Here is a 25576-nt window from a genome sequence, read left to right on the forward strand (position 1 = left end):
GCAGCAGAATAGCGCGGCAGCGACTCAGCACACCGAGGATTCGGTGGCGATGAGGATCAGGACGACCGCAGGTTCCGGTAGCGCATGGCGCGCTGGGCCTCGCGGTTGTCCTGCTTCTCTTTCAGGGTGTGCCGCTTGTCGAACTCCCGCTTGCCGCGGGCGACGCCGATCTCGACCTTGGCCTTGCCGTCCTTGAAGTAGAGCGAGAGCGGGACGATGGTCAGGCCCGGGTCCTCGATCTGGCGGGAGATCTTCACCAGTTCCTTCTGGTGCAGCAGCAGCTTGCGCTTGCGGCGCGCTGAGTGATTGGTCCAAGTGCCGTTGAGGTACTCGGGAATGGTGACCTGCTCGAGCCAGAGCTCCCCACCGCTGGAGAAGCCGCCGAAGCCGTCGGTCAGGTTCGCGGTGCCCTCGCGCAGCGACTTCACCTCGGTGCCGGTGAGCACCATTCCGGCCTCGTACTTGTCGAGGATCTGGTAGTCGTGCCGGGCACGGCGGTTCGTGGCCACGACGCTGTTGTTGGGATCGCGCTGTTTCTTCGCGCCCTTCTTCTTCGCCACCGTGTCACCTCCGCGCTGGGTCGCTGATCTCGGCGGTCTTCTGCAGTGGCCAGAAGAGCCGACCTTCGATCATACACGCAGGTATCGGCGCACCGTGACCCAGGAGGCGATGATCGCCAGGACCACAGCGATCGCCAAGAGCCCCGGCATGATGATCCAGGCCTCGGCAGAGTCGATGAAATGGATGCTTGGGACCTGACGGGCCATCCACTGTCCCATGACGAACTCCGCGACCACCCAGGTGGCCGCGCAAGCGAGCACACCACCGATCAGGGCAGCGATCACGCCTTCGAAGACGAACGGCATCCGGATCATCGATTTGGAGGCGCCGACCAGCCGCATGATTCCAGTCTCACGACGCCGGCTGAAGGCGGAGAGCCGGATCGTGGTGGCCACCAGCAGCAGCGCGCAGACGATCATCACCCCGGCGATGATCAGCGCGACCATGGTGAGTCCGTTGAGGATGCCGAAGATCTGATCGAGCACCTCTTGCTGATCTGCCACGGTCTCCACCCCGGGGGCGGAGCCGAACAGCTCGGTGACCACCGGGAACTCCTCGGGCTCGTGGAGCAGCACCCGGTAGGACTCCGGCATGTCGGTAGCGGTCAGCGACGCGGTGCGTGAGTTCTCCCCGCGGGTGTCCAGGAAGTCATCCAGGGCCTCTTGCTGGGTCTCGTGGCGGTAACTGGCCACATACTGGCTGGCCGCGCCGTCGGAGAGGGTGTGCTCCAGAGAATCGCGCTGATCTGCGCTCACCGCTCCGGTGGGACAGGAGGACTGCGGGGAGTTCTCGGTGCACAGGAACACCGAGAGCTCCAGGCGATCGTAGAAGTCGTCGGTCATCTGGTTGACCTGGGTCTGCATCAGCGCGGCGGATCCCACGAAGGTCAACGAGATGAAGGTGACCAGGATGACGGAGGCGACCATGGCGACGTTGCGACGCAGCGAGCTGAAGGTCTCGCCGAGCATGTAGAGGAGGCGGTTCATCGGTCTCTCCTCAGGCGGCGCATGATCGATCGGCGTGAGCGAGCCAGACCCAGATGTTCGGCGGTCCGGCGCGCATCGGTGTAGGTGGACTGTGATGCCGAGGACTTCGGCTGGGGCACCGGGCGGGGTTCCTCAGGCTCGGACGGGAGCTGCGGTTCAGTTTCGACCTCGGGCCCAGGCTCGATCTCTGACTCGGGAGCTGACTCAGGAGCTGGCTCGGGCTGTGGCTCTGCAATTTCCTCGAGCTCGGGCCCTGGTGTGAGGGCCTCCTCGGGCAATGTCACGTGCTCCGGGCGAGACGTCTGCTGCGTGAAGGGCTCCGGCGTCGGGGGGTCGAGCGTGAAGGCCGGCCGGGCGGGCTGCTGTGCGGCAGCTTGCGGCCCGGCGTCCTCGTCGCATGCGCAAGCCAGGACAGCCGTGGGCGGGCCGGCTGAGCGGGCCCGGGGGCCACCGGGGCCGGTGCATCGCCGTCGAACCTCGGAGTCGCCGGCGTCTGCGGTGCCGACTGCGACTCATCCGGTGCGGTGAACGGAGTGGCGCTCGGCTCGGTCGCGGCGGGGAACTCCCCGGTCGGCAGTTCCTCGGTCGGGCTCGGGCTCGGGCTCGATGTGATGATAGCTCGGGGTCTCGTCCGCCATTTCATGCTCGGTCTCATACGCGGGTTCAGCCGCGAGTTCGTACTCGGGCACGCCCCCTGGTCCGTCCTCGATCTCGGCATAGCCGTCCTGTTCAAGGTCGGGCATCTCGGTGCCGTTGAAGTCTCCGTGGAGCTCGGGGACGTCGTGGACGTGAGCGTCGTCGCGCAGGTGCTGCGGCCAGGTGACCTGAAGACCGGCCTCTTCGGCAGGTGCGGGGTCCTCGTCGGCGAAGTCGTGCTCGTGCTCGTGCTCGTGCTCGTGCTCGGAGGGATGCTCCCCGACCGGCTCCTCGTGGTGAACCTCCTCGTCGAGATCCAGCGCGGCGAGCTCCTCGGTGGGATCCACCGGGGCGGTCTCCCGGAGCACCGGGTCCTCGTCGTAGGCCAGGACCGATGGGTCTTCACCGGGGGCCATCACCTGGTCCTGAGGGTGATCACCGACGTGATCGATCGCGTCATCACGGGACTCCACGAACTCGTGGTCCTCGGTGTCGGGCTCCCAGGTGTGGTGCTCCGGAGCCTGGTGCTCCTGAGTCTGGTCCTCCGACGTCTGGTGTGCGTCGTTGCTGCCCGTGACGGGGAGCATCCCGGTCTTGGCCGGGGCCGGATCATGGGCGCGCAGTCCCGATTCGCCCTCTTCCCGGGCCAGCACGTCCCAGGCCTCGGAGCCCTCGGGGGCGTCATAGGAGCCGTGGGGCTCGTCGCGGACCACGCGGCCATGGTGCAGCTGCACCACCCGGCTCTCGGCCTGATCCACGATCGCTCGGTCGTGTGTGGCCATGATGACGGTGGTGCCGGAGGCGTTGATCCAGCGCAGCACCTTCATGACCTCGGCGGAGGCGCGCGGATCGAGGTTGCCCGTGGGCTCGTCGGCCAGCAGGATCGCCGGGTCGTTGACGATGGCGCGGGCGATGGCGGCGCGCTGCTGCTCACCGCCGGAGATCTCGTGCGGATACCGCTTGGCCAGATGGGCAAGGTCGACCTTCTCGAGGACCTTGGTGACCCGTTTGCGGATCACGCTGCGCTTGGCGCCCAGGACTCGCATCGCGAAGGCGACATTGTCGAACACGGTCTTGTCCGGCAGCAGCCGGAAGTCCTGGAAGACCATGCCGATGCTGCGCCGGAAATCCGGGACCCGGCGGTCCAGCATCAGCCCGAGGTTCTGTCCGGCCACGGTGACCTTGCCGCGCTGGGGCAGGCCTTCGCGCAGGATCATCCGCAGCAGGGTGGATTTGCCGGAGCCGGAGGCGCCGATCAGGAAGGCGAAGTCTTCGCGGTAGAACTCCACGGTGACGTCATCGAGCGCGGGCCGCCCGCCTGCCTCGTAGCGACGGGTGACCTGTTCGAATCGGATCATGTATCAGTCGTCCTCGGCCGCGGTCTCGTTGCGCCAGCGGATGCCGGTGTCGATGAAGCCGTCGATGTCGCCGTCGAGCACCGCCTGGGTGTTTCCGACCTCGTGCTCGGTGCGCAGGTCCTTGACCATCTGGTACGGGTGCAACACGTAGGAGCGGATCTGGTCGCCCCAGGAGGCCTTGATGTCTCCGGCGAGCGCCTTCTTCTCAGCGGATTCCTCGGCCTTCTTCAGCACCAGCAGACGGGACTGCAGCACCCGCATCGCGGCGGCGCGGTTCTGGATCTGGGACTTCTCGTTCTGCATCGAGACCACGGTGCCGGTGGGCAGGTGGGTGATGCGCACGGCCGAGTCGGTGGTGTTCACCGACTGACCACCCGGCCCTGAGGAGCGGAAGACGTCGATCTTCAGGTCGTTCTCGTCGATGTCGATGCTCTCGGTGCCTTCAAGCAGCGGGATGATCTCGACCGCGGCGAAGGAGGTCTGCCGGCGGCCCTGGTTGTCGAAGGGGCTGATCCGCACCAGTCGGTGCGTGCCAGCCTCGACGGAAAGCGTGCCGAAGGCGTAGGGAGCGTTGATCTCGATGGTCGCGGACTTCAGCCCGGCCTCTTCGGCGTAGGAGGTGTCGAGCACCTTGACGTTCCAGCCGCGGCGTTCGGCCCAGCGGGTGTACATCCGCAGCAGCATCTCGGCGAAGTCCGCGGCGTCCACGCCGCCGGCGCCGGAGCGGATGGTCATCACGGCGTCGTACTCGTCGTACTCCCCGGAGAGCAGGGTGGTGATCTCCAGGGACTCCAGCGCCTTGTGGATCGAGGCGACCTCGCGGACGGCTTCGTCGAGGACCTCGTCGTCGCCCTCCTCCTTGGCCATCTCGACCATCATCTCGACGTCGTCGATCCGGGTCTCGAGCCGCTCCAGGCGCTCCAGCTCGGTCTGCCGGTGACTGAGCTGGGAGGTGACCTTCTGCGCGTTGGCCTGGTCGTCCCAGAGGTCAGGCGCGACGGCCATATCACTGAGCTCGACGACCTGCGCCTTGAGCTTTTCAACGTCGGTGACCTCCGTGATGCGGCGCAGTGTATTGCGCAGGTCACGAAGTGCGGTGGGGAAATCAGTCTCAGCCATAACAGCACTACAGTACCGCCGTCTTGGGCTTCACCGGTCGAGACTCACCCGGGCAGGGGGCACGACGCGGATCGCTGGCTCCCGGCCGGTGCGCACGCGGGCTGGATGTTCACCCGGGGTCGCGCCGAGACTTAAGCCATCCCTCCAGAATCGACCACCCCCAGAGTCCGACCACCGCGAACCCGAGCAGGATCCCCAGGATGCGCAGCGTCTCGGCCTCGAGCACCCCGGACTCGAGGAACTCCGCACTCACCAGAGCGTCGCGGGCCAGCAGCGTCAGGATCAGACTCACGAACACCAGCGCGAGCACCGTGTTGATGACCGCCAGTCGGGTGTCCCACCGGCCCCGCCGGTACAGGGCCAGGGAAAATACCGCGTGCAGACCGAGCAGTGCCAGCAGCCACGGCCAGAGGCCGGTGTTCAGGATCGGCACTGGCTCGCCGTCGACCTGGGCGAAGCCGCGGAGCCGGTCCCACAGCACAGCGCCGCCGGCCAGCCCGAGGACCACCAGGCTTCCGATCAGCTCGGATCTCGAGCCCTCTGCTCCCACGGCGGGAAGCTCCTCGGGGTTCCAGCCGGCGTCGATCTCGACTCCGGCGCGTTCCAGGATGAAGAACACCAGGGTCACCCAGAAACAGAGGTGCAGGACCACGGAGAATCCCACGGAGATCGAGGAACCGAGGATCTCCCCGACCGCGGCGCCCTCGATGGTCTGTCCCAGCGCGACGCCGCCGGCCGCGAGGATCGGCACGAAGCTGAGCAGCGTGCTGAGCAGGCGCCGCCAGGTGAGGTAGTAGCGCGGCCCGATCAGGTGCAGGGTCGTGCGCGCGTAGCCGGCGGCCAGCACGGCCGGGTCACCGAGATCGATCAGCGCGGCACGCTCTGCCGCGGCGGGGTCCTCGCCTCGTGAGATTCGGGTCGCGACCGAGCCGGCGATTGAGGTCTCCAGCTTCTCGCGGGCATCCGCCCGCTCCTTAGTTGGGACGTGCCGGGTGGCGGCGCTGACATACCGCTCGGTCAAGGTGGCGCTCATGGCAACGGTCCTTGCTCGGAGTGAACTCCTCAGGGAAGTTCATCCTCGCCCGTCGGCGACCGTGCGGGAAGGCCACGTCGCTCAGCGGTCGAGACTCACCGGTTCAGGCTCACCCGGGCATGGGACTCCACGCTGATCGGCACTCGAGCGGGCAGGATCGCCGAGACCACCGGCAGGTCGACGACGGCGACCAGCTCCACGTGCGCGGTCTCCCCCGCATCCGTGACCCAGGCCTGCGAGACGGCGAGGTCACTGAAGCGACCGTGGGCCCCGGAGACGGTGAGGTAGTTCTGCGCCTGGGCGCGCACCTGATCGCTGCTGACCTGCGGCGATGGGCTCGAGGCGCCTTGTTCCGCCGACTGCGCAGCCGCCGAGGCGGCACCGTCGGCGGCGGAGAGCAGCTTGCGCGCCTCCAGGTTCACCGCGGTGGCACCGGCCATCACCGCAACGAGCAGCAGCACCACCAGCAGCATCCCCAGGATCAGGATGCTGGACTGTCCCGAGTCTTCGGTCCGCATCTGGCGCATCTGCGCGGCGACCACCCGTCTCTTCGACGACGCAGCTCCACCGTCCCGGGGTCTTCGGCGCATCTCAGCCCGCCTGCACCTGGGCCGAGGTGGAGGTGACCGTGACCAGGGTGGACCGCCAGCTGCCCAGCTCCGGGATCAGCGGCACCGGGACGCGCACCTCAACGGTGAACGCGACGACGTCGCCGTCATCATCGCATCCGCCGTTGGGGCAGGACATGGTGATCTCCGCCTGATCCGCGCTGAGCCCGAAATCCGCGAGCGCCGCGGAGGCCGCGGCCTGGCTGCGCGCGCTGCGCTCACCCGCTGCCACGTCCTCGCCGCCGAGGACGTACATCCGGGCGGCCTGGTCCGAAGCTCCCAGACTGGCGTAGGCGGCGGCCTGGACCGCTGCGACCCCCAGGATGAAGTAGACCACCGGGATGAGCACCAGCACTGCGAGCATGATGAATTCCACCAGCGCAGAACCTGACTCCTCCTGGCCCTGCCTCCAGCGCCGGGTCAGCCGCTCACGAGAAGTCATAGGCGCTGCCCGTCACCTCGAGGCTGCCGACCCCGGGGAGGAGACCGAGCACCGGGACCTGGGCCCGGACGGTGATCCTCAGGGTCTGCCCCTCCGCCTGGGCCAGATACTCATAGTCCACCGCCTCGGCGTAGCGCGCGGAGATCGAGGACTCGATCAGGGCACGAGTGCGCTGCGCCCCGTCGCTGGCGGTGCGGTCCTCGAGCACACCAAAACGAGCTCCGGTGGACGCGGCGTCGATCAGGGTGTTGCGCACATGGACCATAAGCGTCAGCTGGAGGATCGCGAAGCTCAGCAGCACGAGGAGGGCAGAGACCATCGCGAACTCTGCGGTGGCGGCACCCCGGTCCTCCCCCGCCCGTCGGATTCGCGCAGATCCGCAGACCCCGCAGCGTTTAGCGCGAGACCTGGTTGATCGCATCGTTGAACAGTCCCTGCAGGGCTGGCTGCGCGATTGCGAGCAGTCCGGCCACCAGGACCGCGCTCATCAGCGTGATCATCACCCAGCCGGGCACGTCGCCACGATCCTCCTCGTGGAGACTGACCGCGGCGCAGGCCGCCTGGTGAATCGGCTTCTCCGTGTGCAACATGTTCTTCCCCTTCTCCGTTGGTGCAGTGGTGTGGTGCAGGTCTGAGGTTCAGCGGTGGGCGATGGATCAGATGCCGATCTCCAGCAGCGACAGGCCCGGGTAGATAGCGAAGAGCACCGTCAGCGGCAGCACGCCGAAGACCAGCGGCACCAGCATGCCGATCTCCTTCTTGCCGGCAGTCTCCATGAGCTCGCGCCGAGCCAGTTCTCGGACGTCCTGGGCCTGGGCGTGCATGACCTCGGCCAAAGGGGTACCGCGTTCCATCGCCACGATGATCCCCTCGAGGAACCGGGAGATCGGCGCCGAGCCCACCCGCGTGGACATCTGCTTCAATGCTGTCGAGAAGCTGGTGCCGGACTGGGTCTGATGCAGGACTCTGGTCAGCTCGAGGGCGAGCTCTCCGTGGGCAAGGCGGCCCACTCGGGAGAACGCTCCGGGAGCACCCTCCCCGGCGCTGACCGCCAGCGCGATCATCTCTGCGATGGTCGGAAACTCCGTCAGCATGCGCGCCTGCCGGCGCCGGATCTGACCGGTGAGCAGGTTGTCGCGCAGCGCCACGCCCAGTGCTGCGAGGCCGAGCACGATGACCACCGCGATGAGACCATTGACGCGTCCGGCCCAGACGCCCACAAGACTCAGCACGCTTCCCAGCAGGGCACCGAGCACCCCGAGGCCGAGCTGCTGAAGACGATAGTCGTTGGCTGCGAGCCTCGAGTTCGCCTGCCCGAGCCGGTGACTCAGCTCCTGGGTGTCGAGGCTGAACCGATCAAGCTGTCGCACCGCCTGGCGAACCACCGGGGCGAGGATCCTCGCCATCACACCCAGGGTCGGGATGGGCTCCGAACCAGGGTCCGAGAGTGCGAACCGTGAGTCGGTGGACCGCAGGTATGGCGCCACCCGGGCCTCGAAGCCGGGCCGGTTGTACACGGGCAGGGCTCGCAGGACCGCGACCAGGCCAACCCCCAGGAAGAGGCCGCAGATGAGCGTCCAGCCCATGATCGCCTCATTCACGCGAGCACCCGGACTTCCCGTGGCAGAGCGCCGATCCGCAGCATGAGCCGATAACAGACCAGGGAGACGATGAGACCGGCCCCGAGGACGAACATCCCGGTGGCACCGCGATAGGCCTCGGCGGCCTCCCGCTGCAGGGAAAGCAGCAGCACCACGATCCAGGGGGCGGCGACAGCAAGCTTGGCGGCGTTGACCGTCCACGACTGCCGAGCCTCCAGCTCGCCGCGCGTCCTGGCGTTCTCTCTGAGAAACTCCGCCAAGGTGCTGAGCAGTCGCCCCAGATCGGAGCCGCCCACTTCGCGAGTGATCAGCAGGGCCGCCACGATTCGGTCACCCACCGGATCGGCGAGGCGCAGCTTCAGCCGCTCGAGCGCGGCGTCCAAGGTCTGCCCCGCTCGGTAGTCCTTGGCGAACTCCACGAACGGCTCCCGAAGCGGCTCCGGTCCGGAGATGCCGAGTTGGATCAGCCCCTCCGGCAGCGACATCCCCGACCTGACAGCCGAGCGCAGGTGATCCACGGCATCCGGCCAGTTGTTGCGCAGCAGCGCTCGACGCTTCTCTGCCTGCCAGCGCAGCGCCAGCACCGGCACCATGCCAGCGAAGAGGGCGAAGCACAGCCCCACCGGAATCGCCGCCGTGAGCACCAGGACCACCAGGAACGCGGCGACGGCGCAGACCAGCACGGCGGTGAGCAGCCCCGTGACAGGAATCTTGGGATGACCGGCCTCATCGAGGAGTTTGCGCAACCTCCGCGGGCGTGGGCGTCGGCCGCCAGACCCCCGTGCCGGTCGAGACCAGAACGAGGCATAGATCAGCAACAGCCCGAATCCCAGTCCCAGACCGAGCAGCAGGCTCATGCCCGCATCACCGTCCTGGCGAATCGAGCCTGGTGCTGGGGCGAGAGCTTGGGCAGGTCGAAGACCGCGGAGTCTGTGACGGCGAGCTCGCCGTCCACGGCGTCGAAGAGCATGGTCGTCTCGATGGTGTCCGCCTCGACCCGGCTCCCCACGGCAAGGATCTGCCCGACATGGCGGCCGCCATCCCGGTCCCGGACGCAGTGGACCACGAGGTCGAGACAGGAGGCGACGGTGGGGAGTATGAAGCTGCGTGAGATGTTTTCGCCTGCCAGCAGCGGCAGGGTGCAGATCTTGGTGACCGCGTCTTGAGCGCTGTTGGCATGCACCGTGGCCATTCCGGGCAAGCCAGAGTTCAGAGCGATCAGCATGTCGAGGCTTTCGGCCTCGCGGACCTCGCCGACGATGAGCCGGTCCGGGCGCATGCGCAGCGCCTCTTTGACCAGCCGGCGCAGAGGGATGGCCCCCTCGCCTTCGAGGTTGGACTGTCGACACTGCAGGCCCACCACATCACGCAGCGGCAGCTGAAGCTCGAAGATCTCCTCGACCGTGATGACACGCTCTCTCGGGCCGATTCCCGACGAGAGACAGTTCAGCAGAGTCGTCTTGCCGGACTGGGTCGCGCCCGACACGAGGATGTTCAATCCGCTGTCTACGCACCCGCCCAGAAACTCCCCAGCCTCCACACTCAGAGACCCCCTGCGGACCAGGTCCTCGAGCGTGTGCGCTCGTGCGATGAACTTGCGGATATTGACCGCCCAATGGCGCCGGGTGATGTCAGGGATCACGACGTGCAGGCGGGACCCGTCCGGCAGGGTCGCGTCGACAAACGGTGAGGACAGATCGAGCCGTCGACCCGAACTCTTGAGCATCCGTTCCACGAGGTCGCGAATGCGCGACTCACTCAAAGTCAACGAGGTGAGTTCGGACCGGCCCGCTCGAGCCACGAACACTGAGCTTGGGCCGTTGATCCAGATCTCCTCCACCGAGGGGTCCTCGAGAAGCGGCTGGAGCTCACCGAAGCCGGCGAGGGCATCCACGAGGTGTTTGACCGCGTGTTGAACCGGGCCGATGAGTGGCAGCGCGGTCACCATCGACCGACGGTCATACTCGACGACGGCGGCCTCGACCAGCTCCCGAACGCCCGTGGGATTTTCCGCAGGATCGAGCCCGCGGTGCCGGATCTGTTCCCGCACCTCGTCTTCAACGATCGTCAAAGCATCCACAGGCTCGGCCTCATCCCTGATTCCAGTGTGGTGAGCTCACGATAGCCAGCTCCTCAGCGAGTGACCAGTGATTGTCCACATCCTGTGGAAAATAGGTCGTGATCACAGGTCTTCCACAGCTGGCAGGCGCTCACCGGACGCTGATTCGTCCTGGCATAGCCTCGATGCACCACACCCCAGGGCGGGGGCGTCTCGCGCGCACCCTGCAGACGCTGCTCAGACCCCTGCGCACCCTAAGGACCAGGAGGAGACCGCATGAGCCTGGCACCAACGATGACTCTGGCCTGCACGGTCGTGCACGCTCCGGGCTCAGTTCCTGAGTCCCTGTGGAACCTGTTGCGCCTTGCCGCGGCCGGCGCGCACGCCCATGAACTGCGGATCCTCCTCGAAGGAGCCACCGCTCCCTGCGGGGCGCAGATCGATGACGCGCTGCATTCCTGGGTCCGCAGCATCAGGACTGCTGGTTTCCCCGGGACAACGGACTCCGACGTTGCAGTCGACCGCTCCTGGGTCGCAGTCCTGGACCACCGACCGTTGGAGGACCATGCCGCAGACTCCGCTTCGATACATCAGGGCATGGTCGTGGTGCTGCACGCTCAATTCCGGCCGACGCGGCGAACCGGCCCCGCATCACCGCCGCTGCGGCTGTGTATCAGCAACGGGCCGGACTCCGGGCGGATGGTGAGCATCCCGCGGGGAGTCCACATGCTTGGCCGAGGGACGCAGCACCGCGGCACGGCAGACATCCGGATCAACGACCCGCGTCTGGAGCCCTGCCATGCTTCAATCAAGGTCAGCGCAGATCAGGTGATGCTGGCCCGCCCAGGGACAGTCCCGCAGCTACTCCGGACCGATGTGCCGGTCAGCGTCGGCGGGTCGCGCGTGGAACTCGTCCAGGACGTGCCGCCCGCGGCGCCTCCGGGGATCTGGCCCCTGCCTCCCGTGCATGTCTGCCAAGAGGCCCCCTCCGCACGTCACCGCACGATGCTGCTGATGTCCCTGGCGCCGCTGATCGTGGGAATCGTGCTGGTACTGGTCACCGGCATGTGGATCTTCCTGCTGTTCAGCGCCGCCTCCGCCCTCATCGCCGTGGTCACACTCCTGGTGGCGCACCGGCACCGCCGCCGGTTCCGCCGTGCCGTCCGGGCGGGCTCCTCCGAATGGGGCCGCCAGCGCCGAGATCTTCTGGCCCCTCCTGGAGCCGCCATCAGGGCACTGCGAGCGCGGTCCCACCCACGGAATTCGCTCACCTGCGCTGAGGACGGCGGCGTCGTGGTGACCGTGGGCGAAGCGAGGATCGATGCTGAACTGCAGGGCCCGGGTGATGCCGACGCGTTGGTCGATCTGCCCGAGCTCTCGGTCTCCACAGCAACGGCCCTGACGCTTCGCGGGTCGGAATGCACTGCGCTCTTGGGCCCCTCCCGAGAGCAGCTCAGCGTCCTGCGATGGATTCTGGCCCAGCTGACCCACCACTTCGGCACCGCGCCCCAGGTGGTGCTCGCAACAGGTCCCGACGAGATCGACGGAGCCCAGTCGGCGGACCTCCTCTGTGTCGCTGAGCTGCGCGACTACACCCACGTGAGCGTGGTGCCGCGGAACAGCCTTCACACCACGCTGACCAGGCGACAGCTCAGGCCCGCTGCGGAGTCCGCACCGGTGCTGATCAGTCCGACGCAGCTTGACCCGGTACATACCCGGGCCGCACTCGACGCCGGGTGGCACGTGATCTCCCCGGCCCTGCCCGCGCGGGCCCATGAACCCACGAGTCGACCCTCGGAACAGCAGGCGCCCGCACCAACGACTGCCGACGGCTGGCAGGTGGACCTAGAGTCGGGGCAGATCCACCGGGTCGAGGCAGGCGCTGCACGGAGGGTCGCGACCGGGCTGGTGCCTGATGGGTTGTCCCGACGGACGCTCCATGACCACCTCAGACTGGGGCTGCCCAGGATCGCGGGGGCAGCTGCGGAGACCGAAGTCCCCACACAGTGCACCGCCGCGTTGCCTGAACCGTTGATGGCCGGCAGCGCGCACCTGCGGCTGGAGACGCTGTTGGGCCGCGGGGCCGCGGGCGAGGAGTTGTTGGACCTGGTGGAAGACGGCCCGCATATCCTGCTCGCCGGAACGACGGGGGCCGGCAAGTCCGAACTGCTGAAGTCGATGTTGCTCGGCTGGGCGTCAAGGTACGACCCCAGCGAGCTGAACTTCCTGCTCTTCGACTTCAAGGGCGGGTCCAGCTTCCAGCACCTGGCGCGACTGGAACACACCTTGAGTCTGGTCACAGACCTCACCCAGGCTCAGGCCGATCGCGCACTGGAAGGCGTCCGTTCGGAACTCACCCGGCGGGAACGGATGTTCCTCGAGTCCGGCGCCACAGACTACGCAGATTTTCGCCGCTTCCGGCCTGACCGACCCTTGGCTCGCATTCTGGTGGTCTTCGACGAGTTCCGCATCTTCACGCAGGAACTTCCAGCGGCGATGGACGAGCTCCTGCGCCTGGCTACCCTTGGTCGCTCCCTGGGCCTGCATCTGATCCTCACCACCCAACGCCCACAGGGAGTGGTCACGGCAGACATCCGTGCCAACATCGGGACCATCATCTGTCTGCGGCTGCGCAGCGACGACGAGGCGCGCGAACTGGTGGGAACCACTGAGCCGGCACGCATCCCCCGGCGGCTGCCAGGGCGCGGCGTCATCCAACGCCCCGGAGAGTCACCGGTGCCGTTTCACGCCGTGCAGCTGCGCGAGCGCTCCGCGAAGCTCACCGCGCGACCTGAGCGGGCGCCCCGGCCGGCAGGGGCAGGTTGGCGGGAGACCACCCGGCAGCTGGTGGAGGCGCTGGACGCGCATATCCGTCGGAGGCAGGTCCGGCGACCGCACACTCCGCTGCTCCCACCCCTGCCCGAGCTCCTGCGAGCGCCGCTTCCGGCCCAGGAGATCCTCTTGGGTCTCCTCGACGACCCGGCTCAGCAGACACAACGCCTGCTCCACCTCGATCTGAATGCCGGTGAGGGCACAGCGCTGCTCGGCGAGGCAGGTTCTGGCGGCACCGCATGCGTGGAGTCACTGGTCCGCCAGCTCCTGGCGCGCCCAGAGCCGGTCCACATCTACCTCCTGGATGGCGACCATTCGCTTCAAGGGTTCCGGTCACACTCACGAGTAGGTTCCTGGGTCACTACGGATCACCCGCAGGAGGCGGGCCATCTCGTGAGCGAACTGCACCGGCTCGTGGTGGGACGGCGAGTCGACCCCTCGCGGGAACGCTTCCCGCTGGTCCTCGTCCTGACTGGGCACTCGCGGTGGCACGGGTCGGCCCAGACAGCGGGTGGCGGGGATCTTGACTACGATCTGGGCGCGCTCATCAGCGAGGGCATGGGCTACGGCCTCAGCGTCGTGATTGCGGGCGGTCGCGAACTCGCACTGGGCAGGCTGGGTTCGCGACTCCCCCGCAGGATCTACCTGCCCTACGGCGCTTCTGAGGATGTCCGGCATCTCTGGCCGAAGCTGCGGGTGACCGATCGACTGTCCGGCCGCGGAGTTCTGATCACCGCTGACGTGCCAGCCCCGGGGCTGACCCTCCAGCTGGTGACCGGCACGCTGGAACAGCCACCTGGGAGCTCAGCGACCGAGGTGATCCCACCGGTGAGCAGATCCTTGCTCAGGGTGCATCCTTTGCCGGAATCGGTGGATCTCCCGGCGCTGGAACCGGACTCGGGGGCGCTGGTGCTGGGTCTGAGCCAGTTCACCCACTTGCACGCCCGGTTGGAGGACCACTCCTGGCAGGTCGGACTGTTGCTCGGCACGTCGCGGAGCGGAAAGACCAACGCGTTGCACGTGGTGGCGGCCCAGCGCCGGTGTCTAACGATCGCAGAGCTCTCTCCGTCCGGCGATCAGGATGACGTCGACGCCGAGGCCGCTGATCTGCTCCTGGTCGACGACGCCGATCAGTGCACTCCCGAGCAGCATCGGAACATCGAGGCGTGGCTCGAATCGGGAGGGAGGGTTCTGGCCACGGCGCAGCCCAGCATGAATGTCTTCCGCCAGCTCCCGTGGGGCTACCGGGCCCGAACCGGCTCCGCGAACTTCGTGCTCAGCCCGCTGAGCCGCTCACAGGGCGACGCGTTCGGGATCTCGATCCCGATCCTGACCCGACTCACGCCAGGTCGGGCAGTCTGGATCGGTTCCGAGAAGCCCCGGATCATTCAGTGGTGGCGGCACCGGGGGCTGCCTTGAAGTCCGCCCCAACCGGGCGAATCTGCCTGGCGCGTAGGCGAGCCGGATTCGCAGACTCACCGCGGATGACCGGCGCGGGGCAGATGTGCCACGCCCTTCCGCAGCGCCACGACCGCTCCGGCATGGGCCAACTCCTTGGGGCAAAGCGGGACAGCCGGTAGGGACGGATCGTAGAATCCGCCGAAGGATCCGACGCCGGGCCCGCCCACGGCTCGACTCCGGCGTCGAGCAGGCTCCGAGGTAGGCGCCATTTTCAGCGTTTGCGCAGGTAGTGCGGCTATCACTGGGTGGTCAAGACTTTCCAGGCCCCAAACGAAGGACACCGCGATGATCTCCCGTTGGAACAACTCCTCCGCACTGCTCTCCGTGGCCGCCGTCTCGGCCCTGGCCCTGACCTCCTGCGCCAGCGACGAGCTGAATCCCGAGGACGACGACGCGCAGCCCACCGCGACGGTCACCGAAACGGTCGAGGCCGAGGCCGAGGCCACCGAGGAAACCACCGACGAAGCCTCCGAGGACGCGACCCCAGACGGCGAACCTACCGAGGACGCCACCGGATCCCCGGAAGCCGAGGCCACCGAGACCGATGATCCCCAGGCTGATGATTCCGACGCCGAGGGTGATGACCCGTTGTACCAGGCAGTGGATGCCGTGGAGCAGGAGTACCCCGAGGCCGTCGTGCTGGATTTCGACACCGAGTCCAGCTACTACGAGTTCACGATCCTCGACGGGGGCTCCGAGTGGGAGCTTGATGTTGACCGGGAGAGCTTCGAGATCAGCAACACCCAGGAGGACGACGTCGACTCCGATGATCAGCGCAATGCAGACGCGGTCGAGATCGAGTTCGCCGATGCCCTGCGCACCGCCGCGGAAGAAGGTGGCGGGACCCCGGAACAGGCCGATCTCGATGACGAGAACGGCGCGGTGACCTGGGAGGTCGAGCTCGACAACGGCACCGAGGTCTACGTGGACGTGGCTACCGGCGAGGTCGCGAACGGTGACGACTGACATAGGATGAGCTGATTGCAGTAACAGCTGACGAGGGCAGGGAAGAGGTGGCGTCGTGACGGCAGGCCACAGTGACACCACCGGTGACGCCGGGGACGCGTCCGGGCTGCGCGCACCCGAGGAGGCGACCGCCGAGGCCGTCGAGAGCACCGCAGGTACCGAGGATCCGCGGAGCCGGCAAGACCTCACCGGGTTCTCTCCCAAGGCCCGCGCCTGGCGGTCCTTCTTCGAGACCTCCGCGATCATCAGCGACCGCATGGAGAAGCGGCTGCACACCAGCACCGGGCTGCGGCTCAGCGACTACAACCTGATGCTGCTCCTGGCCGAGGCGGAGGACCACCAGCTCCGTATGGGGGAACTCGCCGAAGGCATGGTCTTCTCGCCCTCTCGGCTCTCCTACCAGGTCAAGTCGCTGCAGAAGCGCGGCTTGATCGACCGGTTCGCCGACGCCGAGGATCGGCGCGGCATGACCGCCCAGCTCACAGCAGAGGGCCACCGCGTCTTCGAACAGGCCTCCCGGCTGCATGCGACGCATATCAAGCAGCTCTTCCACCCGGCTCTGGACGACGCCGAGGCGGATACGCTGCGGCAGATCTGCGAGCAGATCAAGGACACCGTCGCGGCGGCAGACCGGGCCTGAGCTCAGGGGGCATGACGGGGGCTGCGCCGAACCCCGGAGTCCAACGGACTCGGGTCAGCGGACCAGCTTAAGCTGGACCGAGTCGGCACGTTCGCGCAGCATCTGGACATCCTCCAGGGCGGCCTGCACGCTGGCCAGGGCCAGCCGGGCATCGACCTCATCGGCCCCGGGCGCCAGCACGACGCCGATGCTCAGCTCCGGTCCGCTGCCGCCTCCTGTCACCGGATCCCCGGTCGCGGTGCGGGTCCCCACTCCATCCCCGGGCTGCAGCTGAAGCTGGGTGACTCCGGGGCACAGGTCCAAGACTCCCGTCAGGGCTTCGGCCAGCTCGGGGTCCTGATACGAGGGCAGCCAACGGGCTCCCTGCGCCAGGGCTTCCACCGCGGGGCGGCGGAGCACGAAGGTGAGCTCCGCACCGGGGTCCAGGACCGCAAGCTCAGCACCCTCGGCAAGGGTTGCGAGCATGATCCGCTCGGTCTCAGCCGCCACGGGCCGAGCCTTGTCGTGCCACGCCGTGAGCGCCTGCACCGAGGTGAACACCGGCATGGTGGCGCGGCCATCGCGGCTGGTGAGGCTGATCAAGGTGATGTCCGCCTGCTTGTCCCCCACCGGAACGTTCTCATCGCCGGTCCGGCTGGCGGGGACCGGTTCGGCCTCCTCGGCCAGCTCGGCGAGGACCGGGACGAAGAGCCGCTGCCCGACCAGGGCGTTGACGAATCCCGCCTCGTCGAGCTCCCCGGCGAGCAGCCGCTCTCGGGCGGAGCGGACCGCGGGCGTGGCCAGGCCGTCGTCGCCGTCGAAGGTGTGCAGCGGGTTGCCCTCTGCTGAGAGATCGCGATCCGCCCAGGGAATCCCGGCGGAGTCCGCGGGGCGACCTTGGGCGTCCCGAGATGCACGCTGCAGCAGGGCGGCGATATGTCCGGGCAGATCCTTGCTGGCGGCATCCTGGCTCATGCGGAGGCTGCGGCCACCTTCAGCGCCTCGGGGAACTCGAACTTCCCGGCGTAGAGCGCCTTGCCCATGATGGCACCCTCGACGCCGAGGGAGACCATCTTGGCCAGCGCCGCGACGTCCTCGAGCGAGGAGATGCCGCCGGAGGCGACCACAGGCTTGCGCGTCTTGGCGCAGACCTGGGCGAGCAGTTCGGTGTTGGGGCCGCGCAGGGTGCCGTCCTTGGTGACGTCGGTGACCACGTAGCGGGGGCAGCCGGCGTCCTCGAGGCGCTGCAGCACCTCCCAGATGTTGCCGCCCTCGCGGGTCCAGCCGCGGGCGGCGAGGGTCTCGCCGCGCACATCCAGGCCCACGGCGATCGCGTCGCCGTGGCGTTCGATGGCGCGGGCAGTCCACTCCGGGTCCTCCAGCGCGGCGGTGCCGAGGTTGACCCGGGTGGCGCCGAGTTCCAGGGCGCGGTCCAGGGATTCGTCGTCGCGGATGCCGCCGGAGAGTTCGATCTTCACGCCCAGCTCTTTGACCACCCGGGCCATGATGTCCCGGTTGTCGCCGCGGCCGAAAGCAGCGTCGAGGTCCACCAGGTGGATCCATTCGGCGCCCTGCTGCTGCCAGTTCAGTGCCGCTTCCAGCGGGTCGCCGTAGCCGGTCTCGGAGCCGGCCTCTCCCTGGACCAGTCGCACGGCCTGACCGTCAGCCACATCGACGGCGGGCAGCAGCTCCAGGGCGGGAACGGGGGCGGTGGTCGCGGAGGGCTCAGTCATGGATCAACTTTCGGCTGGTGGTGGGACTGGTCGGAAGGTGTGTCTGGGTGGATCAGATGCGCCGGCGACGGGCCCGCAGGCCACGTCCCCAGGGCTCCGGTCAGAGGCTCAGGATCCAGTTGCGCAGCAGCTGCATCCCGGCGTCGCCGGACTTCTCGGGGTGAAACTGGGTGGCGGAGAGCGGCCCGTTCTCCACCGCAGCGATGAAGTCGGCGCCGTGGTGGCTCCAGGTGACCTTCGGCGGGTGCATGGACTCCACGGACTGATCGAAGTCCCAGGACTGCACGGCGTAGGAGTGCACGAAGTAGAACCGCTCGTCCCTGAGCCCCTCGAAGAGCACGCTGTTCTCCGGAGGGCGCACGGTGTTCCATCCCATGTGTGGGACGACCGCGTCCTCAGGCAGTGCGGTGACCTCACCAGGCCACTCCCCCAGGCCCTCTGCGGGAATTCCGTGCTCGACTCCGCGGTCGAACATCACCTGGTGGCCCACACAGATGCCGAGCACCGGACGGGACCCGGCGATCCGGCGTCCGATCCAGCGGGGTCCGTCGATCTCTCGCAGCGCAGACATCACCGCGGCGAAGGCGCCCACACCGGGCACCACGAGTCCGGAGGCGTTGAGCACCGCGTCGGTGTCCTTGGTCAGGGTGACCTCCGCGCCGGCGCGCTCCAGGGCCCGGACCGCGGAGTGGATGTTGCCTGAACCGTAGTCCAGGACGACGACGTCGGGCCTGCCGCTCACAGGGCGCCCTTGGTGGAGGGGATCTCGTCGGTGCGGGGGTCAGACTCCACGGCTTCACGCAGGGCCCGGGCGAAGGCCTTGAACTGGGCCTCCACGATGTGGTGCGGGTCGCGTCCGCCGAGCAGTGTCATGTGCAGGCAGATCCCGGAGTGGTAGGTGATCGCCTCGAAGACATGGCGGGTCATGGAACCGGTGAAGTGCCCGCCGATGAGGTGATACTGCTGACCTTCAGGCTCCCCGGAGTGCACCAGGTAGGGCCGGCCGGAGACATCGACCACGGCCTGCGCGATCGCCTCGTCCAGCGGGATGGTGGCATTGCCGAACCGGCGGATGCCCCGCTTGTCCCCGAGCGCCACACGCAGCACCTCACCGAGCACGATGGCGGTGTCCTCCACGGTGTGGTGCACATCGATGTGGATGTCGCCCGACGCTTCGACGTCTAGGTCGATGAGCGAATGCCGGGACAGTGCCGTGAGCATGTGGTCGTAGAACGACACGCCGGTGCTGATGTTCGAGGTCCCGGTGCCATCGAGGTCCATCCGGACCTTGACGCTGGACTCGCTGGTGACACGTTCCATCCGGGCGATGCGCCCAGAGATCAATTCTGCTCTCATAACTCCTGCTTGGTGGTGGGGTACGCCAACATCTAAGTCTACGCGGTGGCGCTGGTGATGAAGCGCTGCAGTGAGGCCAGGAAGTCGGAGGTCTCCGCCTCGGTTCCGGCGGTCACTCGCAGATGCCCGGGGATCCCGACATCGCGGACCAGGATCCCGTCCTCGAGGAGGTGCTGCCAGGCAGCCTTCTCATCGGTGAGTCCGCCGAAGAAGACGAAGTTCGCGTCCGAGGGTGCCGGACGCAGCCCCATCTGTTCCAAGGTGCGGACGATCCGGTCGCGCTGGTCCTTGATGCGTTCCACGTTGGCCATCAAGGTCGCCGAGTGGTCCAGGGCGGCGATCGCTGTCGCCTGGGTCACCGCGGAGAGGTGATAGGGCAGCCGGACCAGCCGCATGGCGTCGGTGACCTCGGGGGCTGCGGCCAGGTAGCCGAGCCTGCCACCGGCCAGCGCGAACGCCTTGCTCATGGTCCGGGAGACGATCAACCGCTCTCGTCCGGGCAGCAGGGCCAGCGCCGATCCGGTGCCGGACTGGCGAAACTCCCCGTAGGCCTCATCCACCACCACCATGGTGTCCGATTCCTCGGCCGCGGCGTAGGCGGCCTCCACGGTCTCCAGGGACAGCGCGGTGCCGGTGGGGTTGTTCGGCGAGCACAGGATCACGACGTTCGGGCGGTGCTCACGGATCTGCGCGGCGACATCTGCGGGGCTCTGAGTGAAGTCCGCGGCGCGGGTGCCGGCGATGTACTCGCTGTAGGTGCCGCGGGCGTAGAGCGGATACATCGAGTAGGTCGGCGGGAAGGAGAGCACGGAGCGGCCCGGACCCGCGAAGGCCTGCAGGATGTGCTGCATGATCTCGTTGGAGCCGTTGGCGGCCCAGATGTTTTCGGCCGTGAGTGTGGCCGGCTCGCTCTCCGAGACGAGGTCTCGGTTCAGATATTCGGCGAGCTTCTCCCGCAGCACCGAGAATTCACGGTCTGGGTAGCGGTTGAGCTGGACGGCTGCCAGGCGGACCTCTTTGCCGATGGCGTCGACCACATCGGCGGGGACGTCGTAGGTGGTCTCATTGACGTTGAGCATCGCCTTCACGCTCAGCTGGGGGGCTCCGTAAGGCTCTTGGCCCTGGAGCTCCTCGCGCAGCGGCAGTCTGGACAGATTCCTGGAGCGGGATGAAGTCACCGGGTCATTCTAGCCGGGTGACGTGCACCGACCCGAGCGCCTTGCGGGCCGACTCAGTCCTGCGGGACGAACAGCTCCTGGCCCGGAGTGAGTTCCGAGTCGTCGAGGCCGTTGAGCTCAGCGATCTGGCCGATCAAGACCTGAGTGTGCTCCTTGGATTCCACGGAGGCTGCCACGCTCCAGAGCGTGTCCCCCGCGCCGACGGTGACGACCTGGGCGTCCACACCGGGGACCCCGCCGGAGGACGCCTGTGCCTGGTTGAGCAGTGAGGTGGCGAGCAGGAGCGCCCCCAAGAGTGCGACTGCCAGGACTGCCAGCGCGGGCAGACCCAGCAGGAGGAAACGACCGCGGCGAGTGAGGTGCACCGCCGAGGCGGGTGCGGAGTGGACAGGTGCAAGTGCAAGCTGCGCTGTACTCATGGGAAAGAACCTCTCATTCGAACGTGTGTACTATTTCTAGCACATAGTTTCGAAACTTGACCAGACTCGCCGCAGAATCAATGGAATCTCTCTACGATTTCGAGTAACCTGAGCGCCAAGTTCGAAGTGATCTTCGAAGCGAATCTCACAGGAAACAGTCCATCAGCAGGCTCTGACATGGATGCCGACATGGGTCATATGCGGCCCAGCTCCAGCCCGGTTCAGCCAGACCCGACCGGGCCCGGCGCGGCTCCAGTTCCACCGGGGCCGCAGGACATCAGCGTGGGACGCAGAACGCTCGGCACAATAATGGAGGCAGCAATGGCGCAGAACACCAGGGACTCATCGGCAGCGCCGCGACTCACCGATCGGCAGCGTCAGATCGTCGACGTCATCCAGGAATCGTTGGCTCAGCGCAGCTATCCGCCCTCCATGCGTGAGATCGGTGACTCCTGCGGGCTGGCCTCGCTCTCCTCGGTGACCCACCAGCTGGCGCGACTCCAGGAGCTGGGGTACCTCCGACGGGTGCCCGGACGGCCGCGCGCCATGGAGGTGCTGCGAGACTCAGCCGGGACTCCGGTGCTCAGCGACCAGGCCCAGGAGGCCGCAGCCCGCGACTCGGTGGTAGATCTGCAGGGCTACCGCACCCAGTCCGACAGCCGGATCTCTGAGATCCCTGTGGTGGGCCAGATCGCGGCCGGCGGACCGATTCTTGCCGATCAGCAGGTCGAAGACATCATGCCGCTGCCGCGCCAGCTCACCGGCGAGGGCGAACTGTTCATGCTTCAGGTCCGTGGCGACTCGATGATCGAGGCCGGGATCTTCGAGGGCGACTGGGTGGTGGTGCGTCGGCAGAGCACGGCGGAGAACGGGGACATCGTTGCCGCCCTGCTCGAGGACGAGGCCACGGTGAAGACCCTCAAGCGCCGCGACGGCCACGTCTGGCTGCTTCCACAGAACCGACAGTACGAGCCGATCCTCGGTGACGAGTCCACCATCATGGGCAAGGTCGTCACGGTGCTGCGCAGCCTCTGAGTCGGCCGCGCTCCCGGCGCCTCGGCTCTGCGCTTACCCGGGGTCCTGTCTCTGCACTGCCCCTAGTGACTTCGTGGCACCACCGTGGGTTCGTCCCCCGAGGCGCCGGTGGATCCTCACGAAGCTGCTGCTCGGTCATGACGTCAAGCATCCGTGACCAACGGTCCTCGACCCTCGCCGGGCTCAGTTCGACGCCCGATGGAGTCTTCCCCTGCGTGAGGTCGAGCAGCGGCCAGATTCCCCGGTGCGGCTCCTCATCGGTGGGGCCTCGGTCCACCGTGACGGGCAGCCAATCAAGGGCGCTGACCCGCGCAGCTTCCTCGCTGACCTCTACCGTGGCGTAGACCACGGTCCCGCTGGCGGTCTCCGGAATGCAGCAGGCCTCGTCCTGATTGGACAGGAAGTTCCCCATCGACCACACCACCCACATGCCCTCATCCGTAGGGCCGCCCTCGAGACGCTCGACTGGTTGAGGCGTATGTGAATGGCTGCCGAACACCACGTCGACCTCACCACCGGCTGCCAGCTGCTCCCCGTAGGCCCGCTGTTCCTGGGCCGGATGATGGGCATACTCCTCGCCCCAGTGCACGGAGGCGACCACGACGTCGGCGCCGTCCGCCCGCGCCTGGGCTGCCTGGTCGGTGAGCTCCTCGGCCGAGACATCCGCGACCCGCCACCTCTCGTCCTCCGGCGGCGGGGCGGACTGATTGTGCAACATGGTGGTGGCCAGGTGCGCCACGGTCACCTCGCGTCCGCCGCGCTCCAGGGTGTAGAGCTGAGGCTGGTCCGCCTCGGCCTCGGTGCGTGCCGTTCCCGCATGGCCCAGGCCCGCGTCATCAAAGACGTCAAGCGTGCGCTCCTGCCCGGCGCGGCCCTGGTCGAAGGAGTGGTTGTTCGCCGTGGAGCAGCCGTGGAAGCCGACCTCGCCGAGGTCCGCGGCGATCTCCGGCGGTGCGGCGAACACCGGGTATCCGGCCGGCTCCACGCCTTCGGGAGCGATCGGGCTCTCCAGTCCACACAACGCGAGGTCCGCGCCCCCGATGAGGCCTTCAACACCTCGCATCAGCGGCGCGAAGGAATACTCCGCGTCATCGGCGAGGACAGCCGCCTGATCGAGCACCGGGCCGTGGAGGAGCACGTCCCCGGTACCGGCGATGGTGAACTCCTCCGTGGACGGCTCGGCAGTCTCCGCGGGAGTTCCGTCAGCCTCCCTCGGGTCGGTTTCCTCGTTCTCGGTGCCAGGTCGCTGGGGGTTCGAAATCTTAGCCGAGGCTGAGCCGGCGTCGTCGTCATCAACGCCCACACCGCAGCCGGCCAGGATGAACGCTGCCGCAAACAGCCCGAAGGCGACCGCGGTGCGGGGGCACCTCGGGCCTCTCGGGCCCGCTGGGCACCTTAGGCCTGCTGGGCCTCTTGTGCCTGTGGAATCTGTCATCGTCTACCAGCCTCCCGTGGCCAACCATCGTGCTGGATCGATCCGAATTCCGCGGTCCCATCAAGCAGGCGCTGTGCCATCGGCGGCACCCGCCTCGGCGCCCCGGTCCGGCTAGCTGTCCAGCTCGGCGAGCCGGGCCAACGCCCCGCGGGCCAGGTCCCCGTTGACGGTGGGCCAGAAATCTGGCATCGACTGTTTCAGGAAGCCGCCGTAGCGCGCGTTGGCCAGGCGTGAGTCAAGGATCGCCAGCACCCCCTTGTCCTGGGAGGTGCGGATCAGTCGTCCGGCGCCCTGGGCCAGTCGGGTGGCGGCATGGGTGGCGGCGACCTGCATGAACCCGTTGCCGCCATGCCGAGTGACCTCCTGGCTGCGCGCGCTGACCAGCGGGTCGTCCGGGCGCGGGAACGGGATCCGGTCGATGGCCACCAGCCGGCAGGAGCGTCCGGGCACATCCACGCCCTGCCACAGGCTCATGGTGCCGAATAAGCAGGTCTCCTCATCCTCGGCGAAGGCGCGCACCAGTGAGGACATGGTGGAATCCCCCTGGCAGAGGATCGGGAGGTCCAGACGCTGGCGCAGGTCCTCGGCCGCCTCCTCCGCTGCACGTCGGGAGGAGAACAGCGCCAGGGTCGCACCCTTCGAGGCTTCGATGAGGCCGGCCAGCTCGTCCCGCTGGGCCTGTGCGGTCTTCATCGACGGCGGCGGGAGGTGCTTGGCGACGTAGAGCACGCCTTGCTTGGGATAGTCGAAGGGGCTTCCTACGTCCACGGCGTCCCAGGCCGGAGCCTTCTCCCCCGCCAGCCCCAGTGACCCGGCCACGGGATCGAAGCTGTCGCCGATGGTCAGCGTGGCGGAGGTCAGCACCACGGTGCGATCCCCGAAGAGGCCTTCGCGCAGCCGTCCAGCCACCGAGGTGGGTGCGACGTAGATGAGCGGGGATTCCTCGAGATCAGCCTCCTGGTAGCCCCGTCCCGGCACGAAGGCGCCGGGCCGGTTGAGCCAGACCACATCGGGGGTGTCCGGGGAGTCGAGGATCCGGTTGGCGGTCTCGAGCACGGCCTGCATCCGGGACCTGGCGGTGCTGCGACCCGGATCGGCCTCGGCGTCGCCGGTGGGCTTGGAGTCGGAGAGCGCGGTGCGCGCGGCGTTGCGGGCCAGCTCGACGGCCTCGCGCTGCTGTGGATTCAGCCCCCGCGCGAGCAGACCTGAGTCGACTCGGTGGAAGGCCGCCTCCACGGCGACCGCGGAGCTCTGCAGCGCCTCGACGTTGATCGCGGTGTGCCGACGCGCGGAGGAGGCTGCGGCCTTGATCATCTGCGCCGAGAGCTGGGCGGTGACTGCTGAGGTCACCCGGTCGGCCAGTTCGTGGGCCTCGTCGACGATGACGGCGTCATGGTCTGGCAGCACGTCGAGGCCTTCGAAGGCGTCGATGGCGAGCATGGCGTGGTTGGTGATAACCAGGTCGGCGTCCTTGGCCTTCTCCCGAGCGCGCTCAGAGAAGCACTCGGCGGCCATCGGGCATTTCCGCGGTCCGATGCAGTCCACGGCGTTGACCGAGATCTGGCGCCAGGCCCGGTCGGTCACCCCATGGGGCAGGTCATCCCGATCGCCGGTCTCGGTGACCTCGGCCCACTCGCGCAGCGCCACGATCTCCTTACCCAGCTGGGAGCCGGGCTCGAAGGCGGTGACCCCGCCGGTGGGTTCATCGGCGAACGCGAAGAGCGCCTGCTCGTCGTCGTCCTCGGGAAAGCCGCCGTCCATCTTGTGCTTGCATGCGTAGTTCGCCCGGCCCTTCACCAGGGCGACCTCCACCGGACGTTCCACGTGTTCCGCGATGTTCTCCAGCAGCCGCGGCAGGTCTCGGCCCATGATCTGGGCCTGCAGCGCGAGGGTGGCGGTGGAGATCAGCACCGGCTTCTCCGCGTCCAGGGCGTGAACCACCGCCGGCACCAGGTAGGCAAGGGACTTGCCTGTACCGGTGCCGGCCTGGACCAGCAGGTGACGGCGCTTGCGCAGCGCCATGGCCACGTGTTCGGCCATGGTCACCTGTCCTTCGCGCTTGACTCCGCCCATGGCGGTGACGGCGCGCTCGAGCAGGTCCGTGGTCTCCCGGTATCCCGTGGACCGGCTGGTGCTCAC

24 protein-coding genes are annotated in these 25576 nt (G+C 67.7%); 4 read left to right on the forward strand and 20 right to left on the reverse strand.

Annotation, left to right across the window (positions count from 1 at the left end; all coding sequences use genetic code 11):
- Positions 1 to 56: 56 nt before the first annotated feature.
- The 12 genes from smpB to BG28_RS06550 form a co-directional block, all read right to left on the reverse strand.
- A complete protein-coding gene (smpB, locus tag BG28_RS06495; RefSeq protein ID WP_036474997.1) occupies positions 57 to 560 on the reverse strand; it encodes an SsrA-binding protein SmpB in 504 nt (167 codons plus the stop codon).
- A gap of 69 nt (positions 561 to 629) precedes the next feature.
- Entirely contained in the window at positions 630 to 1547 is a 918-nt protein-coding gene (gene ftsX, locus BG28_RS06500) for a permease-like cell division protein FtsX (RefSeq protein ID WP_036474999.1), read from the reverse strand.
- Between the two features lie 512 nt (positions 1548 to 2059).
- Positions 2060 to 3541 (reverse strand): cell division ATP-binding protein FtsE, encoded by a 1482-nt coding sequence (ftsE, locus tag BG28_RS16190; protein WP_235181004.1) that lies wholly within the window; start codon positions 3539 to 3541, stop codon positions 2060 to 2062.
- A gap of 3 nt (positions 3542 to 3544) precedes the next feature.
- Complete coding sequence (gene prfB, locus BG28_RS06510; RefSeq protein ID WP_036475000.1) at positions 3545 to 4660, reverse strand: peptide chain release factor 2; 1116 nt, start codon at positions 4658 to 4660, stop codon at positions 3545 to 3547.
- Between the two features lie 109 nt (positions 4661 to 4769).
- Entirely contained in the window at positions 4770 to 5693 is a 924-nt protein-coding gene (locus BG28_RS06515; protein WP_036475003.1) for a hypothetical protein, read from the reverse strand.
- 95 nt (positions 5694 to 5788) lie between these two features.
- Positions 5789 to 6283 carry a pilus assembly protein TadG-related protein gene (locus BG28_RS06520; protein ID WP_133726174.1) on the reverse strand — a complete coding sequence of 165 codons (495 nt, stop codon included), beginning with the start codon at positions 6281 to 6283 and terminating at the stop codon, positions 5789 to 5791.
- 1 nt (position 6284) lies between these two features.
- Entirely contained in the window at positions 6285 to 6743 is a 459-nt protein-coding gene (locus BG28_RS06525) for a hypothetical protein (protein WP_133726173.1), read from the reverse strand.
- Positions 6730 to 7110, reverse strand: a complete 381-nt coding sequence (locus tag BG28_RS06530) for a TadE/TadG family type IV pilus assembly protein (RefSeq protein WP_036475146.1) — start codon at positions 7108 to 7110, stop codon at positions 6730 to 6732. Before BG28_RS06530 ends, BG28_RS06525 begins: the two co-directional genes overlap by 14 nt.
- 28 nt (positions 7111 to 7138) lie before the next feature.
- Positions 7139 to 7333, reverse strand: coding sequence for a hypothetical protein (locus BG28_RS06535; RefSeq protein ID WP_036475006.1), 195 nt, complete (start codon positions 7331 to 7333; stop codon positions 7139 to 7141).
- Between the two features lie 66 nt (positions 7334 to 7399).
- Positions 7400 to 8344, reverse strand: coding sequence for a type II secretion system F family protein (locus tag BG28_RS06540; protein ID WP_133726172.1), 945 nt, complete (start codon positions 8342 to 8344; stop codon positions 7400 to 7402).
- Positions 8341 to 9201, reverse strand: coding sequence for a type II secretion system F family protein (locus tag BG28_RS06545; RefSeq protein WP_036475010.1), 861 nt, complete (start codon positions 9199 to 9201; stop codon positions 8341 to 8343). The genes BG28_RS06540 and BG28_RS06545 overlap by 4 nt, the downstream gene beginning before the upstream one ends.
- Positions 9198 to 10424 (reverse strand): CpaF family protein, encoded by a 1227-nt coding sequence (locus BG28_RS06550; RefSeq protein WP_036475013.1) that lies wholly within the window; start codon positions 10422 to 10424, stop codon positions 9198 to 9200. Before BG28_RS06550 ends, BG28_RS06545 begins: the two co-directional genes overlap by 4 nt.
- A gap of 255 nt (positions 10425 to 10679) precedes the next feature.
- On the opposite strand from BG28_RS06550, the gene BG28_RS06555 reads away from it, so the two are divergent.
- The 3 genes from BG28_RS06555 (at position 10680) to BG28_RS06565 (ending at position 16302) form a co-directional block, all read left to right on the forward strand.
- On the forward strand, positions 10680 to 14654 hold the full coding sequence (locus BG28_RS06555) for an FtsK/SpoIIIE domain-containing protein (protein WP_084479519.1): 3975 nt from the start codon (positions 10680 to 10682) through the stop codon (positions 14652 to 14654).
- Positions 14655 to 14981: 327 nt separating this feature from the next.
- Positions 14982 to 15662 (forward strand): PepSY domain-containing protein, encoded by a 681-nt coding sequence (locus BG28_RS06560; protein ID WP_036475018.1) that lies wholly within the window; start codon positions 14982 to 14984, stop codon positions 15660 to 15662.
- A 55-nt stretch (positions 15663 to 15717) separates the two neighbouring features.
- Positions 15718 to 16302 (forward strand): MarR family winged helix-turn-helix transcriptional regulator, encoded by a 585-nt coding sequence (locus BG28_RS06565; protein ID WP_235181005.1) that lies wholly within the window; start codon positions 15718 to 15720, stop codon positions 16300 to 16302.
- Positions 16303 to 16356: 54 nt separating this feature from the next.
- Here BG28_RS06565 and BG28_RS06570 read toward each other — a convergent pair whose 3' ends face one another.
- The 6 genes from BG28_RS06570 to BG28_RS06595 all read right to left on the reverse strand — a co-directional run bounded on the left by BG28_RS06570 (position 16357) and on the right by BG28_RS06595 (position 20967).
- Complete coding sequence (locus BG28_RS06570; protein ID WP_036475021.1) at positions 16357 to 17256, reverse strand: SseB family protein; 900 nt, start codon at positions 17254 to 17256, stop codon at positions 16357 to 16359.
- Positions 17253 to 18014, reverse strand: coding sequence for a bifunctional 1-(5-phosphoribosyl)-5-((5-phosphoribosylamino)methylideneamino)imidazole-4-carboxamide isomerase/phosphoribosylanthranilate isomerase PriA (gene priA / locus BG28_RS06575; RefSeq protein WP_036475023.1), 762 nt, complete (start codon positions 18012 to 18014; stop codon positions 17253 to 17255). The genes BG28_RS06570 and priA overlap by 4 nt, the downstream gene beginning before the upstream one ends.
- A gap of 100 nt (positions 18015 to 18114) precedes the next feature.
- Positions 18115 to 18756 (reverse strand): imidazole glycerol phosphate synthase subunit HisH, encoded by a 642-nt coding sequence (gene hisH / locus BG28_RS06580; RefSeq protein ID WP_036475026.1) that lies wholly within the window; start codon positions 18754 to 18756, stop codon positions 18115 to 18117.
- Complete coding sequence (hisB, locus tag BG28_RS06585) at positions 18753 to 19370, reverse strand: imidazoleglycerol-phosphate dehydratase HisB (RefSeq protein ID WP_036475029.1); 618 nt, start codon at positions 19368 to 19370, stop codon at positions 18753 to 18755. Before hisB ends, hisH begins: the two co-directional genes overlap by 4 nt.
- 38 nt (positions 19371 to 19408) lie before the next feature.
- Positions 19409 to 20548, reverse strand: coding sequence for a histidinol-phosphate transaminase (locus BG28_RS06590; RefSeq protein WP_036475031.1), 1140 nt, complete (start codon positions 20546 to 20548; stop codon positions 19409 to 19411).
- A gap of 53 nt (positions 20549 to 20601) precedes the next feature.
- Complete coding sequence (locus BG28_RS06595) at positions 20602 to 20967, reverse strand: LysM peptidoglycan-binding domain-containing protein (protein WP_036475034.1); 366 nt, start codon at positions 20965 to 20967, stop codon at positions 20602 to 20604.
- A 321-nt stretch (positions 20968 to 21288) separates the two neighbouring features.
- Between BG28_RS06595 and lexA the strand changes: the two genes are divergently transcribed.
- Positions 21289 to 22002 carry a transcriptional repressor LexA gene (lexA, locus tag BG28_RS06600; protein ID WP_036475037.1) on the forward strand — a complete coding sequence of 238 codons (714 nt, stop codon included), beginning with the start codon at positions 21289 to 21291 and terminating at the stop codon, positions 22000 to 22002.
- On the opposite strand, the gene BG28_RS06605 is transcribed toward lexA, so the two are convergent.
- Together BG28_RS06605 and BG28_RS06610 are read right to left on the reverse strand one after the other, a co-directional pair.
- On the reverse strand, positions 21980 to 23305 hold the full coding sequence (locus BG28_RS06605) for a CapA family protein (RefSeq protein ID WP_051501097.1): 1326 nt from the start codon (positions 23303 to 23305) through the stop codon (positions 21980 to 21982). The genes lexA and BG28_RS06605 overlap by 23 nt on opposite strands.
- A gap of 243 nt (positions 23306 to 23548) precedes the next feature.
- Positions 23549 to 25576 carry an ATP-dependent DNA helicase gene (locus BG28_RS06610; protein WP_279586514.1) on the reverse strand — a complete coding sequence of 676 codons (2028 nt, stop codon included), beginning with the start codon at positions 25574 to 25576 and terminating at the stop codon, positions 23549 to 23551.

The sequence above is a fragment of the Nesterenkonia sp. AN1 genome (assembly GCF_000582475.1).
Classification (GTDB): domain Bacteria; phylum Actinomycetota; class Actinomycetes; order Actinomycetales; family Micrococcaceae; genus Nesterenkonia; species Nesterenkonia aurantiaca.

Bases quoted from the DNA above. Each gene is read 5' to 3' on its own strand.
- ftsX (WP_036474999.1), bottom strand. From the start codon at position 1,547: ATGAACCGCCTCCTCTACATGCTCGGCGAGACCTTCAGCTCGCTGCGT.
- ftsE (WP_235181004.1), bottom strand. From the start codon at position 3,541: ATGATCCGATTCGAACAGGTCACCCGTCGCTACGAGGCAGGCGGGCGG.
- prfB (WP_036475000.1), bottom strand. From the start codon at position 4,660: ATGGCTGAGACTGATTTCCCCACCGCACTTCGTGACCTGCGCAATACA.
- BG28_RS06515 (WP_036475003.1), bottom strand. From the start codon at position 5,693: ATGAGCGCCACCTTGACCGAGCGGTATGTCAGCGCCGCCACCCGGCAC.
- BG28_RS06520 (WP_133726174.1), bottom strand. From the start codon at position 6,283: ATGCGCCGAAGACCCCGGGACGGTGGAGCTGCGTCGTCGAAGAGACGG.
- BG28_RS06525 (WP_133726173.1), bottom strand. From the start codon at position 6,743: ATGACTTCTCGTGAGCGGCTGACCCGGCGCTGGAGGCAGGGCCAGGAG.
- BG28_RS06535 (WP_036475006.1), bottom strand. From the start codon at position 7,333: ATGTTGCACACGGAGAAGCCGATTCACCAGGCGGCCTGCGCCGCGGTC.
- BG28_RS06545 (WP_036475010.1), bottom strand. From the start codon at position 9,201: ATGAGCCTGCTGCTCGGTCTGGGACTGGGATTCGGGCTGTTGCTGATC.
- BG28_RS06555 (WP_084479519.1), top strand. From the start codon at position 10,680: ATGAGCCTGGCACCAACGATGACTCTGGCCTGCACGGTCGTGCACGCT.
- BG28_RS06560 (WP_036475018.1), top strand. From the start codon at position 14,982: ATGATCTCCCGTTGGAACAACTCCTCCGCACTGCTCTCCGTGGCCGCC.
- BG28_RS06570 (WP_036475021.1), bottom strand. From the start codon at position 17,256: ATGAGCCAGGATGCCGCCAGCAAGGATCTGCCCGGACATATCGCCGCC.
- priA (WP_036475023.1), bottom strand. From the start codon at position 18,014: ATGACTGAGCCCTCCGCGACCACCGCCCCCGTTCCCGCCCTGGAGCTG.
- hisB (WP_036475029.1), bottom strand. From the start codon at position 19,370: ATGAGAGCAGAATTGATCTCTGGGCGCATCGCCCGGATGGAACGTGTC.
- BG28_RS06595 (WP_036475034.1), bottom strand. From the start codon at position 20,967: ATGAGTACAGCGCAGCTTGCACTTGCACCTGTCCACTCCGCACCCGCC.
- lexA (WP_036475037.1), top strand. From the start codon at position 21,289: ATGGCGCAGAACACCAGGGACTCATCGGCAGCGCCGCGACTCACCGAT.